This is a genomic window from Streptomyces mayteni (genome assembly GCF_054783955.1).
In genome coordinates this window covers 31,233-46,310 of the sequence record NZ_BAAGPR010000030.1, presented here as the reverse complement: position 1 = coordinate 46,310, position 15,078 = coordinate 31,233, and the positions used below count along the sequence as shown (strand labels likewise).

Annotated in this window: 10 protein-coding genes; 5 read left to right on the top strand and 5 right to left on the bottom strand. The window is 67.3% G+C overall.

Annotated features, from left to right (window positions below):
• Nucleotides 1–20: 20 nt before the first annotated feature.
• From pglX to ACYVPE_RS16175, 3 genes are all read right to left on the bottom strand, one after another.
• Nucleotides 21–3,854, bottom strand: a complete 3,834-nt coding sequence (gene pglX / locus ACYVPE_RS16185) for a BREX-2 system adenine-specific DNA-methyltransferase PglX (protein WP_461034291.1) — start codon at nt 3,852–3,854, stop codon at nt 21–23.
• Between the two features lie 143 nt (nt 3,855–3,997).
• Nucleotides 3,998–4,201: a DUF397 domain-containing protein gene (locus tag ACYVPE_RS16180; protein WP_461034303.1), complete on the bottom strand. Its 204-nt coding sequence runs from the start codon at nt 4,199–4,201 to the stop codon at nt 3,998–4,000.
• 13 nt (nt 4,202–4,214) lie between these two features.
• The gene (locus tag ACYVPE_RS16175) at nt 4,215–5,063 is read right to left on the bottom strand and encodes a helix-turn-helix domain-containing protein (RefSeq protein WP_461034290.1); all 849 of its coding nucleotides are present in this window, start codon (nt 5,061–5,063) and stop codon (nt 4,215–4,217) included.
• A gap of 223 nt (nt 5,064–5,286) precedes the next feature.
• Here ACYVPE_RS16175 and ACYVPE_RS16170 point away from each other — a divergent pair, with 223 nt between their 5' ends.
• The 3 genes from ACYVPE_RS16170 (at nt 5,287) to ACYVPE_RS16160 (ending at nt 8,436) form a co-directional block, all read left to right on the top strand.
• Nucleotides 5,287–5,823 (top strand): ATP-binding protein, encoded by a 537-nt coding sequence (locus ACYVPE_RS16170; RefSeq protein WP_461034289.1) that lies wholly within the window; start codon nt 5,287–5,289, stop codon nt 5,821–5,823.
• Between the two features lie 120 nt (nt 5,824–5,943).
• Nucleotides 5,944–6,345 (top strand): hypothetical protein, encoded by a 402-nt coding sequence (locus tag ACYVPE_RS16165; protein WP_461034288.1) that lies wholly within the window; start codon nt 5,944–5,946, stop codon nt 6,343–6,345.
• A gap of 150 nt (nt 6,346–6,495) precedes the next feature.
• Nucleotides 6,496–8,436: an ATP-binding protein gene (locus ACYVPE_RS16160; RefSeq protein ID WP_461034287.1), complete on the top strand. Its 1,941-nt coding sequence runs from the start codon at nt 6,496–6,498 to the stop codon at nt 8,434–8,436.
• A 39-nt stretch (nt 8,437–8,475) separates the two neighbouring features.
• Here ACYVPE_RS16160 and pglW read toward each other — a convergent pair whose 3' ends face one another.
• Nucleotides 8,476–12,867, bottom strand: a complete 4,392-nt coding sequence (gene pglW / locus ACYVPE_RS16155; RefSeq protein ID WP_461034286.1) for a BREX system serine/threonine kinase PglW — start codon at nt 12,865–12,867, stop codon at nt 8,476–8,478.
• Nucleotides 12,868–13,119: 252 nt separating this feature from the next.
• Between pglW and ACYVPE_RS16150 the strand changes: the two genes are divergently transcribed.
• Together ACYVPE_RS16150 and ACYVPE_RS16145 are read left to right on the top strand one after the other, a co-directional pair.
• A complete protein-coding gene (locus ACYVPE_RS16150; RefSeq protein ID WP_461034285.1) occupies nt 13,120–14,085 on the top strand; it encodes a hypothetical protein in 966 nt (321 codons plus the stop codon).
• Between the two features lie 53 nt (nt 14,086–14,138).
• The gene (locus tag ACYVPE_RS16145) at nt 14,139–14,660 is read left to right on the top strand and encodes a hypothetical protein (protein WP_461034284.1); all 522 of its coding nucleotides are present in this window, start codon (nt 14,139–14,141) and stop codon (nt 14,658–14,660) included.
• A 164-nt stretch (nt 14,661–14,824) separates the two neighbouring features.
• Here the strand turns inward: ACYVPE_RS16145 and ACYVPE_RS16140 are convergent, their stop codons facing one another.
• Nucleotides 14,825–15,022: a hypothetical protein gene (locus ACYVPE_RS16140; protein ID WP_461034283.1), complete on the bottom strand. Its 198-nt coding sequence runs from the start codon at nt 15,020–15,022 to the stop codon at nt 14,825–14,827.
• Nucleotides 15,023–15,078 lie beyond the last annotated feature (56 nt).

Genomic DNA, 15,078 nt, shown 5'->3' with positions numbered 1-15,078 from the left:
CCCATCCCCCCGGTGGCCATCTACTCGTCTTCTTCGCCCACTACAGTAAGTGGTGGCTGAGACACTGTCTCCCTCGGCTTCCTCGCCTTGCTCCCGACCTTGGCCCGCCCACGCGTCCTCCTTGCCGGGCGCCAGGAGGTGAGCTGGTCGACGGTGAGCTCCCGCTCCGCCAGTTGGCCATCGAGAAAGCTCTGGATCTCCTCGGCCGCGGACTCGTCGCCCCACTCCTCGTCGACCTCCGCGAACCACTGCCACAGCCAGGGCAGCAGCTCGTGAATCCCCGCGAGGAGAGGCACGATCCGCTCCGTCGGCCAGTCGGCGGTGCGGGTACGGTCCTGCACGATGGTGAGGAGCGCGAGCGCCTGGTCCCGCTGATCCCAACCTGCCCAGCCGAGAAGCGGCGTCGGGTCGGCGTCGGGGCCGGCGTCCGGGTAGGAGATGAACCGCTCTTTCGGGACGTCGAGCTTCCCACGGTTCGACCAGTAGGACGTCTTAGCGAAGTCGGCGGGCTTGTACTTGGGCGGGACGGGGATGTCCAAGCGCTCACCGGACTTGTCTTCTTTGCGCTGGAGGTCCCAGACGCCCTCCCACTGGGCGCGCGTACGAAGGCCGGAGTCCTTGTAGCGGTGGGCGGCGAGGTAGGGCACGTGCTCGGCGTCGGTGACGTCGAGGAGGACCTGTTCCAGGGAGAGGTTCGGCTTGCCGAGGTGGGCGGCGTACAGCCCCGCGACGGTGGCGATGTCCTTGGCGTCGTCCTGCCTGCTGAGCTCATCAGCCAATTGCCCGACGGTCAGCGGACGCGGCTGCTCGACCTGGTCCCGGATGTGGAACCAGAGAGCCCTGTCCTCGCAACGGTCGAGCAGCCAGGCGCGGAGAGCGGCCTTCTCCTTCTTCTCCCACGGGTCCGTTGCCCAACGGCGCTTGCACTCCGGGCGCTCGATGAGGGCGATGTCGCGGCGGGAGGTGATGGTGTCGATCCGGGCCTGCACGATCTCCTGGTACCAGGCGGGCCAGTGAGACGGAATCTCGGTGATGGGAGTTGAACGGTGCCGCTCGAACCACGTGGTTTCCAGCTCGCCGGCGGCCATCTTGCGGGCCATCACGATTTCGAAGGCACGCTCCCCGAGCTTGACGGGAGGGACGTTCTCGGGAGTGGGGTCGGGCGCGGTGAGGCGCACCCTTTCGTCATCGGTGAGGAGGCCGTAGGCGTGGTAGACCTCCCAGTCCAACTCTTCTTGGAGAGCAATCATTTGCTCGCGGGTTCTAGTCCATGCGTCGCGAGCGGTATCGAGGCGTGCACGAAGGGGCGAATCGATCGAGACGACGTCACCAACTACACAGACACTTGATGGTGAATATCTGATCAGATCGCGAGATAGGGCCTCAGTAGAACGACCAAGGGAGAGCGGCAAGTTAGCAGGAATAGGGAAATCTTGAAACTTAGTTCCGGTAAATTCATATCGCTCTTCCCACTGTTCATCTTGATGTCCGCGACCAAGCCCACTCCCCCCCTTCCCTTGGCTGACCTGCTTGAGCCAAAAGCATGCCGTTGATGAATTCAGTACACCCAGCAACGCCAGGTGATCATCTTCAGTCGCCGCTCCAGGTAGTTTGATCATTGGAGCATGACGATTAAATAGCCTCTCACCCCTATCCAAGACCACGTGATTATGGGTAGCGACACACGCGAAGGCAAGCGAAAGTCCGCCGTATCGACGCCAGAAAAACATCGAATATTCGAACCACTCCAGCCCTCTTTGGAGTTGCGTCTTTCCGTACGCGACACGCTCTCGCAAGATCACTCGATTTGGCCACAAAAGCCGCTCGATCTTCGGACTGCGGACGGTATGACAGTTTGCATCCACTAGCACATACGGCCACAAAGCAGCCAGTGACTGTTCAACCTGCCAGTCTCTGGCGCCCTCTCCACTAACCATAAAACGAGTCAACACACCAGGCACACCGGCGCGGCGCAACGCCCCCTCGCCCAAGAAGTAGGCATCATCGGCACGAGTGACGGCACCGAACCCAATATCCTCCACTTTGTCACCAAGGGTCCGCCCACTTTCGAGAGCGTTTTGCAAACCACCCGCCCCGCCCCCTTCCAGCGACCACGGATAGGAAGCAAATCTACCGCGTGGGGCATCCTCCACACTCACCCATTCCGACTCGCTGCCAGGCTGGTTGACCTGACTGACGATCGCCGACCACACCTTCCCCAGCGACGCATCAGCAGGCCGCTCCGGCTCTCCCTTAATCCCAAGCACCGCACGAATGGGGTCACTCTGGTAAGCAGTACGATTCCGCCCTACCAGAATAACCGTCGGAGTACCATGCCCCGGAATATACGCCCCAGAAGTATCAACGACATGGGTCAATTCGACACCCTGAAAGTCGCGCCTGAGCCCCGTTTGCCAATCCCGATACGCCCCTCCCTGAAAGAAGGACTCGACCAAGACTTTCCCAAATTCTCGCTTCATAAAAGAATTCGAAGTGATCTGCCCCGTGAACCCCGCGCTCCCACGCCGTGCACCTGACCCACGGATGGCAAGCTCAAAGAATCGCTGAGCAAAGGGTACAGACAATGCATAAGAGCCCGAGCAAGCAAAGTAAGCCTTGCGGTAAGCTTCACTCTCACACCTGTCTCTTACGGTGATGTATGGCGGGTTACCGATCACCACATGATAAGAGTCACGGGTCAACAGATCACAGCGCGCCGCGTATTCGCTGACATCCTCAGTCCGAAAGTAAAATGCCTCTCGTGAGGAAAATAGATTATCCTCACTCCACTGAGAAGCACCACGCCCATGCAAGAGCGCATCTCCGACTGCGACATTAATGGGAAAATCTGGGGCCGCATCAAGTCGCCGCGCACCTGCCGCTTTAAGTGCCGCAATCAACAGCCGAAATCGAGCAATCGCCGCCGCGAAAGGATTCTTGTCACAACCATGAACTGAAGTCAGCGCTTCGCGGATCAAGGTCCAGTCATCCAGGGCGGTGTCCATCTCCCGCCACTTCTGCAGCAACCGCTCAAACAACCCCAAAAGGAAGTGACCGGACCCGCAGGCCGGGTCGATCGCGCGCAATCCAGGATGCAACTCTCGAACTGTGTTGTCCGCCTGGTGAATAGCCACAATCGGCGACATGCCGAATTCTCTGACAGCCGACTCAAATGTCAGATCAAGAACGAATTCCTCCACAAACACCGGAGTCTGAAGGAGAGCGTACGCCTTACGCACATTTTCACTCAAGTCCTGATAAAGATCGCCGAGGAAACGGGTATTCAGATCTGAGCTATAGAAGCTGTTAAGGACCGCTCCATTCGACCCCACCCGGCGCCAGAAACGCAGTAGCTCCGTGGCCGATTCGTAGGAAGGCGTCATCTGCCAGAGAGGATTGTGGTTTCTGTCAAAGAGACCGGCCACAGCCGGATGCGTGCCAGCCAGGTGCTCGAAGGAGGCCAGCAGCCAGTCGCGGTCGTTCTTGTCGGGGTGGGCCTGGACGTACTCGTCGTGGTGATCCTCCGCGTCCCGGAGGCCGTCCCGCCCCGTCTCCTTGTCCGTCACCCCCGCCAGCCAGTTGCGCTCGATCAGGCGGTTGTCCTCGCAGAAGCGGACGAAAACACAGGCCAGTACCCAGGCCGCAGCGATCTGCGTGATGCGCTCGTCGCGCCAGGACTCGTACGTCGCGGCCATGCGCTCGGCCTCGCGGGCCAGCTCGTACTCGGACTTCAACTGCTCCTCGTACGCTGGGACCGACTCACTGCGTGTCCGGAGGTCGTCCTCAAGGGCCGTGACCTGCTTGCGCAGGTCCTTGAGCAGAAGATCCTCCTTGGTCGCTCCGCGCGCGCTCACAGTGGCGGGTCCTCCCTATGCGGCTGTGCAACGACGGACGTACATATGTACCACTCCGCACGACTTCTCCGCACACCGCAAGATCACAGGGCTGTGGCCCGCAAGCCGCCTCATCAGCGTCCCGCGGGCCACAGCCCAGACGATCAGTTGTCGAACTCGCCGCGCCTCGCCCTCGCGATGAACGCCATCCACTCGGTGTCGGCGAACCTCAGTGTCGGACCGGACGGGTTCTTGGAGTCCCGCACGACTTGGCCGTCATGCGTGAGCTGGGCAACCTCGACGCAGTTTCCGTTACCGCCGCTGTAGCTGCTCCTGCGCCACGGCCCGATGCCGTCTCGGGATATCATCACGTTCCCTTTCCTACTCTTCTCGCATTTCCTCTGCCACTCGCTGGATGAGAGCGAGCGAGTCCGCCGGGTTCAGCGCCGCCGCTCTCAGATGGTCGAACGCGTCGCCATAGCTCCGTTGTTCGCCGGGGCTGTCCATGTAGAGCGTGCCGGTCATGTTCTCCACGCACACGACACTGGGGTCCTGCGGCAGCCCGAAGACCACGAAGGCACCCGTGAGCCCAGCATGCGCGCCGGCGGTGTGTGGGAGCACCTGGATAACGATGTGCTGGTAGGCCGTCATTCCGCTCAGATGGGTGAGCTGTTCCCGCATGACGTTGACGCCGCCGACCGTCTGACGGACGGCGGACTCACCGATCACAACCCACAGCCGGGCCGGGGACTTGCGCTCCAGCACGGCCTGCCGCTCGCGGATCACCTTCACCCGCTCGTCGATGTCGGCGGGTGGTAGAACGGCCGGGTTGGTGTGGATCACTGCCCGGGTGTACGCCTCGGTCTGGAGCAGGCCAGGAATCAGGATGGGCTCGAAGTTCTTGATCTCGACCGCGTCCGCCTCCAGAGAGATGTACTCGGAGTACGTGCGCGGCAGCGTGTCCTGGTAGGCCCGCCACCAGCCGTGCTTGTGCGCTTCACGCGCGGCCTGGAAGAACGCTTCCTGGCGCGCCTTGTCGTCCACTCCGTACAGGTGCAGCAGCGCCTTGATGTCGTTCTTCGAGACGCGGACCTCGCCGCCCTCGATGCGGCTGAGCTTGGGGCGGGAGAACCCCATCTCCTCCGCCACGGCTTCGGCCCCGATCCCCGACTTCTCGCGTAGTTCGCGCAGATCAGCGCCGAGCCTTCGGCTGCGGAACGTGCTGGCCATGCTCCCTCCCTGCTTCCTGTGTTCAGTCTGCCCTGTCCGAGCGGCGTCGACCACCAACACGGCTCATCTGCACACGTGCAGATGGCGGGCTTGCCAATTCGATGTCGGCCACCATACGGTGTGCACGACTCATCACACAAGGTGGCGAGCCATCAACTTGACGTGTGTGCCCGTTCGTTGGGCGCACCCGTGTGCGAACTCCGCTCTCTGAAAGGAGGCGCGTGTGGTTGGCATCAGGCGGACATTCCGCTACTGGTCGAGTAAGGATTCGCCGAGCCGGGCTCGTAAAGCCGTACGCAACGCGGTACTTGCCTGGGAATTCGGCGAGGACATCGCCGACATCGCGGAACTGCTCACCTCGGAGCTCGCGACCAATTCCGTGAGACACGCCACGGGCGGCAGGGAGTACGTCGTCGACATACTCGTCTCCGACGGCTACCTCACCGTGGGCGTGACCGACTTCGGGCACGGCCTTCCGCATGCCCAGCACTCCGGCGAGAACGACGAGCACGGCCGTGGGCTCGCCATGGTCAAGGATCTCGCCGACGCCTCCGGATACGAGCGGGTGGCCGGTGGCGGGAAACGGGTGTTCTTCCGGCTGAGGGTTCCGGCGATACCGCAGCGCGTCCGAGAGCGCGAATCGCACTGTCTGGGGGGACACCACCATGACCGCAGCGCCGGGCACGACACCGGGACTGCGTATTCCGTTACGCGCTCAGGGCGCCGGCTCGTTCGTCCTCGTCTTCGGTTCGGCTGGTGAGAAGCGGTACGAGTCCGTGACCGCCGCCCAGTTGATGACGCTGCTGACGGACGCGGCCCGGGAGATCGGACTCTCGCTGTCCCACCGGCCGCCACCAGGCGGCCAGCAAGGAGCAACACCGTGATCACGCATGGCTATTGGGGCGAGTGCCTGACCTTCCCGCAGTCGCCGACGTCGGGGCGGCGGGAGATCACTTCCCACCACTCCGCGTCCTTCCGGGCACCCACCCAGGCCGTGGTCTGGGTGCGGATCGCGCTGCGGATGGTGGTGTCCGCGCTGCCGCCTGACGAGGCGGAGCGGGCGTACACCTGGCTGGAGTACGGCCAGTGGAAGGCCGTGCACGACCTCGCGCGCGGGGAGCCCGTGACGGTCACCGTCACCGGTAAGGGCCTCACCATCGCCTGGCTCCTCCGCCCGGCCCGCTTCCTCCCCCTCGTTCCTCCCGGCACCTCGCCGACCGCCACCTGCACGGATCAGGAGGCTGACGCGTACCACCGTCACCACAGGGCGAGCCGGCCCTGAGAGAAACGGTGACGCGGATCGATACGATCGGGCCGAGAAGACGGGTCTGGGAACCGGTCTGTCCGCCGTTGGCGGGCGCGTGGAAAGGCGTGTGACGTGGTCAAGCTGCCCCTCAAAGTCGGTCGTGAGCATGTGGCTCAGCTCGCGCGCATGAACGACCCGGTGGGGGCGGTCGAGGAGCTGATCTGGAACGCCTTGGACGCCGAGTGCGATCGCGTCCTGGTGGAGTTGGAGACCAACGAACTGGGGGGCGTGGACCGGGTCGTCGTCCGTGACGACGGCACGGGAATCGCGGCCGACATGGCCGCCTCCTACTTCCAGCCGATCGGCACGTCGTGGAAGCGGGCCGCCAGCCTCAGCCCGGTGAAGAAGCGCATGCTGCACGGCAAGAACGGCCAGGGCAGGATTCGCGCCTTCGCACTCGGCACCGAGATTCGCTGGGACAGCGTGGCCGACGGCACGAATGGCCGGCACCGCATCGTCATCGAGTCGGACCGCGCGGGGATGGAGCAGTTCGACATCAGTGAGCCGGAGTCGGTACAGGCCCCGACCGGCACAGTGTTCACGGCTTCCGGCGGAACCGATCTCCAGAAGCTCACCGATCGAACGACCCTCACAACCCTCACCGCGGCATTCGCGCTGCACCTTGAGGCGTATCCGGACATCACCGTCGAGTTCGACGGTGAACGTCTGGACCCCGCCGAACTCCAGGCCCGGGTGGCGGAGTACGCACTGCCCAGCAGCAACAGCGCAGCCGGAGCCGGGCCGCTCCTCAAAATCATCGAGTGGCGCCGGCCGGTCACCCGTGCCCTGATCCTGTGCGACGCCCGTGGCGTGTCCCTCGCGCAGCTCAAGCCCGACATCCAGGCGCCCGGCTTCCACTTCACCGCCTATCTCTCCTGGTCCGGGTTCGAGGACGAGCAGGGGACAGACCCCGCGTTCGTCGACTGGGTGTCGGACGAGCGAACCGAAGAGGTGATCACGGCCGCCCGGGATCGACTGCGGGCGCACTTCCGATCACGGGCGGAGGAGCGGCGCCAGGAGGTCGTCCTCGGATGGCGCGACGAGGGTGTCTATCCCTATGCCGGGGAGCCGGCGGACGGCCGGGAGCGTGCCGAGCGGGAGACGTTCGACACCGTCGCGACGACGGTCGCCAAGCACCTGCCCACCGGCAAGCGGGCCAGGAAGGCCATCCTCGGCCTGCTCCGGTCGACCCTCACCCACGAGCCGACCGCGACGTTGCGCATCCTGGAGGAGGTGTTCTCCCTCACCAAGCAGGAACAGACCGACCTGGTAAGGCTGCTGGACCGCACCCGGCTCTCCTCGCTCGTCAAGGCTTCCACCGAGGTCACCGGGCGGCTGGACTTCCTCGCAGCCCTGGAACACCTGGCCTTCGATCCGGAGGCCAAGGGCCGGGTCAAGGAACGCGGCGAGCTTCACCGCATCCTGGAGAGCGAGTGCTGGATCTTCGGCGAGGAGTACGGCCTGTACGCCAGCGACCGTAGCCTCACCCACGTGTTGGAGCGACACCTGGAGCTGCTGGGACGTCCCGAGCCACGCGGCGCAGAGGTGCGGCGCGAGGACGGGCGGCGCGGCATCGTCGATCTCATGCTGTCCCGGTCAGGGCCACTACGGAAGGGCGAGCGGCACCACCTGATCGTGGAGCTCAAGCGGCCCAGTCTCGTGTTGGGCATCAAGGAGCTCGAGCAGCTGAACAGCTACGCGGCGGCCGTCATGTCCGACGACCGTTTCCGCGACACTCGCGTGACCTGGGACTTCTGGCTGGTCGGCAACAACATGACGACCATGTTGCGGGATCTCGCCCACCAGAAGAACCGGACACCGGGCTGCGCGGTGGACCACGGGGCATGGCGGGTCTGGGTCCGTACCTGGGGCGAGATCATCGAGGACTGCGCGGAGCGACTGCGGTTCTACCAGGAGGAGTTGGAGTACCAGTCGTCCAGCGAGCACGCGATGGACTACCTGATCAGAGAGCACGCCGAGGCGGTCTCGTCGCTGGTCGAGGAGGGCGCGCTTCCCGTGCCGACGCCGCGCGGGGAGCACTCGTCGCCTGCGGAGGCCGGCGCGTGACAGGCACGGCGCCTCCCCAATCCAAGTGCTGCGCTCGCGCTATGTCGCCGCGACGACGGCGGGCGCGTTCCGCAGCTCGGTGAGGAAGTTCTCGGTGAGCACCGCGCGTTCGGCGTCGCCGCCGGTGATCTCCACGATCCTGCCGTCGATCTCGGGGGTGGCGTAGGAGCTGCTGGTCGGGGTCAGGAGCCACAGCCCGTGGGGGGTGGCGCCCGGGCGGCGGGCCGCGCGTTGGAGGGCGACCAGCAGGTCGTGACCGCCGGCCGGGTAGTAGTGGGCGAGAAGACCGGCGGTGTGGACGAACAGCACGGCGCGGGCGTCGCGGGCGGCGATCTCGTCCAGCCGGTCGGCGACGCGCTGCCAGACGCGGGAGACGTAGGAGCGGAGGCCGCCGGGGAGTTCCTGGGTGCGGGAGTAGCGGGTGTCGGCGGCGAGCACCTGGGACCAGTCGGTGTGGTGTGCGGCGGCCAGGGCGCGGAACTCGGTGAGGAAGAGACGGCTCAGGTTGACCGGGGCGACGGGGAAGGCCTCGCTGATCAGCTTCGCGGCGCCGGGCAGCCGCCTGACGTGGACGTTGAGTGCCAGAAAGCCGCCGCGGTCGAGGGCGGAGGTGAGCTTGGCGCGCAGCAGGGCCTCGGGGTCCCGGCCGGCGGCCGCGGCGGCGGCCAGGGTGCCGGCGGCCGCGATGCTGGACGAGGTGGACGTGCGGAAGCGGCTGGTGGCGGGAGGCTCGGGCGGGGCTGGGGGGCGGAAGCGGTCCGCCTGGTAGGCGAAGGGGAAGCCGGCCTCCTTGAGGGCCTCTTCGACCTCGACATAGGTGGGTGTGCCGAGGGTCAGCTCCGGGAACCGCGAGCGCACCCGGGCCAGCAGGCCGTCGAGGCTGATGCCGACGTCGCGCCGCACACCGGCCGCGGCCTGGGAGAGTTGGAGTGCTCGTGAGAGCGGGAGCGCCTTGGGGTAGAGCTCCTGCTTCGGCGAGGCGGCGGCGGTGGTGGACGCGAGCGCGGCGAGGGTCAGGATGCGCGGGTCCGGCAGGGGCTCCATGCCGGGCGGGCCGGCCACGTTGCGGAGCTGACGGAACACCGAGGCGCTGTCGAGCAGAGGGTCGGCGGCGGCCAGTTCGTCGGCCTTCTCGCCGAGATCCATGACGTAGGCCGCGTACTCCTCGGCGGTTGGGGCTTCGGAGCCTGGCAGGGAGTGCAGGGCGATCAGCACGCGGCCTCGGCGGCGCAGGGCGCCGAAGCGGGGCTCGTGCTCGGGGCCGGAGTCGGTGCCCTTCCCCTTGGTGACGTGGGTCTCCGCAGCGAGAGCCGCACGGACCAGGGCAAACGTCCTGGCGGCCGTCGGCTCGGACGCCCCGTGTCGGGCGCGCAGCTCCCTGGCCGCCTCCTCGACGGTGGCCACACGGCCCCTTGCGCCGACGATCTCGACGATTTCCTCGCGCACCTGGGTCAGCCACTCCATGGCCGCCCACTCCTTGGTGGCGGAGGTGAGGTGGCCGGAGACCGTGGTCACCGAGAGGCCGAGGGCGGCCGCCACCTCCCGCCCGGTGGGCCAGGGTCCGAGATCGTTGACCTCGGCGGGTGCCCCCTCGGGGGCGGGCAGGCCGAGCATGGCGGCGATGACCAGGGGGCGCTTGTTGTCCCTGCGGCCCGGGGGCACGGGGTTGAGGAGCTCCGCGAGGTGTTCGATGCTCAGCCGGGCGTCGGCCTGTTCCGGGGCCGGTGGCGCGCCGGTCGCCGAGGCGGGGGGCGTCGCCTTTCGGGTGCGGAGGGCGGTGGTCCACTGACGGTGCCGCCTGCTGAGCTCCAGCTGGACGTTCTTGCCGACGCCGCGCTGGTTCCGGAGCCGGTGGCGGGGGATGCCGAGGAACTCCTGGACGATGCTGGCGCCGTACTCGTCGGCGACGGCCACCGCGGTGGGGGTGAGCCCGGCCTCCTCCAGAAGCGTGTCGAGCTGGGCCCGCTCCGCGCACTGGTCTCTGGGGGCTTCGCTGTCCGACTCGGCGGCGTCGTCCGGTCGGGGTCCCTGGGCGTCGCTGAAGATGGCCCGCCAGTGATCGCGCATCTGTCGCCACGACTCGTGACGGCGGTGTGCGTCGCGGTGCAGGGCGCGCTGGAAGAACGCCTCCAGGCCGGCCGCCAAGGCGGGTTCGAAGAGGTCCCTGCTCAGCTGGGGGTGTTCGTCGTCGAGGCCCGACAGCGGGTCGGTCGCGCCATCGCCCCAGACCGGGCGTTCGCCGGATGCCATCTCGTGCAGCACCACGGCCGCGGCGTAGCACTCCGCGTGGTCGTCGTAGGTGGGGCGCCGGGGTTGGCCGAGGAACGGGTCGAGGTAGCCGCGGGTGCCGGCCTTGATGTCGCCGTCCCGCACGTCGGCGAGCGAGAAGTCGAACAGCATCAGCTGCGCCTGGCCGTCGCCGGGGCGGGTGATGATGCCCAGGTTGTCGGGCTTGAGGTCGCGGTGTCGTACCCCGCTGCCGGCCAGCACCTCGACCGCGCGGAACAGGTCCTCGCCGAAGGTGGACAGCTCCCGCCAGCCCAGGCGGCCCTTGTCGCGCAGTCGTTGGGCCAGGGTCTGGTGGCCGGCGAAGCTCACGGCGATGACGATGCGGCCTGCGACGGGGTGGGGGGGATCCAGGAGCTTGACGATGCGGTCGCCGCCCACCTCCTGGAGCGCCTTGGCCTCCGCTTCGAGGCGGTCGTTCTTCTGCGCGTCCCTGGCGACCTTGAGCACGCGTTCCTGGCGCTGCTCGCCGCCGTACTGGTCTTCGGTGACGCGGCTGACGAACAGCGCGCGAGCGGTGGAGCCGGCGCCGAGGACCCGTTCGATGGTCCAGCCGCCCTCGATGGCCTGGCCCGCGGTCGCGGTGAGCGGGTCTGCCTCGACGGCGTGTGCCCGGCGGGCGGTCTCGCGTTCGACCTCGTCCAGGCGGTCGAGAAAGGCGTCGGCCGACTGCAACCGGTCGTCGGCCGAGGTGCGGGTGGCCGCGTAGATCAGCTCGTCCAGGTCGGCGTCGAGGGAGTCGCTGACGGCGTACAGGTGGAGGCCGCCGTCGGCCTGGAGGCGCTGCTTGAGCGCCGCCCTGCTGTCCGCCGGCGGCAGCCCGGTGAGGACGTGGTAGGCGACGGCGCCGAGGCCGAAGATGTCCATCACGACCGGGTCGGGGTGCTCGCTCTCGGCCTCGGGGGCCAGGTAGGCCAGCGAGCCGTCCTCCAGGTGCCGCTGGGTGAGGATGGTGTTGCCGAGGGAGCGGAGCGAGGCCGTGTCGAAGTCGCGGGCCGCCGCCTGCCAGTCGGTGATCCGCAGGACGGGATCCGCCCCGTTCTCCCTGGCGGTCACATAGACCGAGCGGGAGGCCAGCGCGCGGTGGTAGAGGGACCTGCGGTGGGCGTAGCGCACGGCGTCGGCCAGTTGGCGGACCATGCCGCGGCGTGCCGTCTCGGAGAGCCGGGGGCCATGGACGGCGAGATAGTTGTCGAGACGCAGGTCGGCGGCCCGATGGCGGAAGAGGATGGCCGGGCCCGCGTCGTGCTGCCGGAAGTCGACGGCCTGGGCGATCCCGGGGTGCGCGATGCCCTGGAGCATCTGGTACTCGCGCTGGGCGGCGCGGGTGGTGGAGCGGCGCTGCTCGTCGGTGGCCTGCTGTTCGACGAGGTAGAGGCGGACGCGGCCCTCCTCGTGGATGGGCGTCCGGCGCTCCGCCAGCCGGTCCTCCCAGGTGGGCCCCGCGTCCAGGGGGCGGGGCGACAGCTTCCACTCGTCGCCGAAGATGAGGTGCTTGGTGGAGGCGCTGACCCCGATGCGCTGCATCAGCTGCGGCAGGTGCCGGGTGAACTGCTCGGTGACGCGCTGGCTCTCGCGCTCGGGCGGCTGGCCGAGGAAGTCGTCCCAGATGCCGGGCAGCCCGGTGGGTGCCCCGTCCCGGCCGAAGACGCGGGTGCGCTGCACGGCGTCGAGTTCGCTGCTGAGCTGTGCGTCGGAGAGGAAGACGACGGGTTCGATGCGGGGGATGGACACGGGCAGCCGCATCTCACTGACCGCCCAACGGAGCCGGTCCTTGAGGTCCTTGGACTTGATGTCGGTCAGGTGCAGCGGATTGCGGATGGTGCGGACCCGGCCGTCGGAGGCGCGGAAGCTCCAGGTGTCACCGGAGTTGGTCAGCTGTCCCGGATGGGATTTCACCTCAACGAGGTACAGGCCGCGCGGAGTTGCTATGAGGACATCACACTCGTTGACCCGACCGCTGGCGGCGGTGAAGGAGAACGTGGCCCAGGCGTAGTGTGGCGCGGAGTTCGGCATGCGGCGCCTGATGTGGTCGAGGGCCGACTGCTCCCAGGCGTAGGGGGAGGGCCGGGTCTGGTACCACCGCTTGACCTGCGATGGGCCGGGCTTGGGGCGGGGAGAGGACGAGCTGCCTGTGGGCGTCACGGGTGTGCGCCTCCCCCTTCGTGTTGCGTTCCTCGGCTCCACGCTTCTGTGGCCTAGCACGTTCGGCGGCGCCATCCCGCAGCCTAGTGCGCCGGTCGGACATCGCGGCGTCGCGGTCCGGACCTGGATTGCCCCGGTCGGGGGCGGTGTGCCGACGTTGTACCGAGGCCACAGCATACGGCTACGATCGTGGGCCGCGGATCGCGCGCGGGCGGGGACGGTGCGGGCTGGCGTTGAAGGGGTGAGGGTGGCATGGCCGCGACCAGGAAGCGGACGGCGTACTTCTTCGAGATCGTGCGGTCGCACGGTGAGCATCCACGGATGACACCACAGGACTGGTCGGCCTTCCTGGCGGAGGTGAAGGCGAAGCCGCCCGTTGAGCGGACCATCGTCAGTGGCGATGACCGGCTGATCGGGGCGGTGGACGAGGGAACCTCAGCGGATCATCTGCTGCTCGCCAAGATCACCGGTGAAGTGCCACACCAGTTCAACCATGGCAGCGGCACCATCGAGGCGCTGCGTCTTGCGACCGGGACCGATGTCGTGCACGTAACGACGATCTGCTTTCTGCCCTATGGCAATGTGATCGGCACGTTGAGTGGTGGGTTGTCGGCACCTCGGGTGAGCGCCATCACCAAGTGGCTCAACGGGGTTCAACTGCCGTGTGGGGAGGTGGAGCTGCGGCCGGTGATCCACGCCGACGCTCGAAAGGTGCTGGACCAGATGGAGGCGGTGACTGAGCTCACCGTGGAACTGGAACCGGCCGCCCCGGACAGCGCGACGGCGTTGCGTGAGACGTCCGACTTCGGCCGCATGATGCGGGAAATCGGACGGCAGCATCCGGGTACCGAGGTCAGCCTGACGCTGCGGGTGGCGCAGCGAGGGGCAAAAAAGCTGGATCCGCGGCGCAGGAACCAGGCCGCGGCCGGGCTACGCCGAGATGTGCTGAGTTTCATGCCCGACCTCGACGAGTGGGTGGACGAGGAGGGCGTGGTGCGGTCCGTGAGCGGCCGAGTGTCGGTGCGAGACCCCTACCGGCAGACTCTGGTGACCCAACCCCTGGACTTCATCTCGGAGCGGATCACGGCCCAGGTGGACGTGCCCGTGGCTTACACGGACGGGCGCTCAGTGGATCTGCGGTTCGCGGTCGAGGCCGTGCTCAAGGCCGCCCAAGACCACGACGGGCGACTGCGTGAGGCTGTCGGTGCCGACGGCTAGCGTGGATCCCACCGCGAGTCGCGGTGGGTCCTGGGACTGGGTGGGGAGGCGCCGTGAACAACGACAACTGGCTATTGAGGCTGCACAGCCGATGGGCTGCTCGGCCGTCCGCTGACTGGTTGATCGCCGTGTGTGTCACGGGCGGGCATGCGGGTCTCGTGGCGCTCCTTGGCGGCGGGGACGTGCTGGAGTGGCCGTCGCGCGAACAGCGGATCGCGATCTACACGACGACGGCGACGGTGGCGGCGATCGTCGGCGGCTTCATCACCGCGGCCATCGCCCAGTACGCGGCGTCCACGGGCCGCCGGATGCGTCAGCTACGGACGAGTCCGCAGCTTGGGCCGGTGTTCCGGCGGAACTGGGTGAGCATCCTCAGCGCGACCCTTGTGGTCGCGGGCCTGTGTCTGCTGGCCACGATTCTGGACACGACGCACCGGGATCCGGGGGGTGCGCACTGGCTGGCGGAGGGGGCCATGGTGCTGGGCGTGGCCCGGGCGGTGCGGCTCGTGTGGCTGTTCGGCAAGGTGATCGCGGCGGGCGATGTCGATCTCGCGGACGCGGTCCGTGGGCCATGACGCCGTCCCCCACCCGGTCAGGCGGTCGCCGGCAGCCGCTTGACGATGGAAGTCCGCGGCCTCCCCGTCTCGTGGGAGGGAGTGACTGGTCTGGCCTGCCTGCGGGAACAAGGGTGCCCCTCGGCACCAAGACCGAGGGGCAGCGACCTCGAGGGGTCAGGGCATCACGAATCGATACAGGCCGACTCCCGGTAGGCGACAGATGTCTTCACCGCAGGGGCCGCATCCCGCAACCGGTCGGACTGGGACTGGGACTGGAACGAGTCTGATGCGGCCTGCGTCGCCGTCAGGCCGACCGCGCCGCCGGAGGCGGGGGCATCACTGGGCCCGAACGCCATGAGCACCGCAACCACGATTTCCACGTGCGTTTCCTATCGAGAACATGGAGAAACGGTTCTCCAAGATCGTAATAGGACCC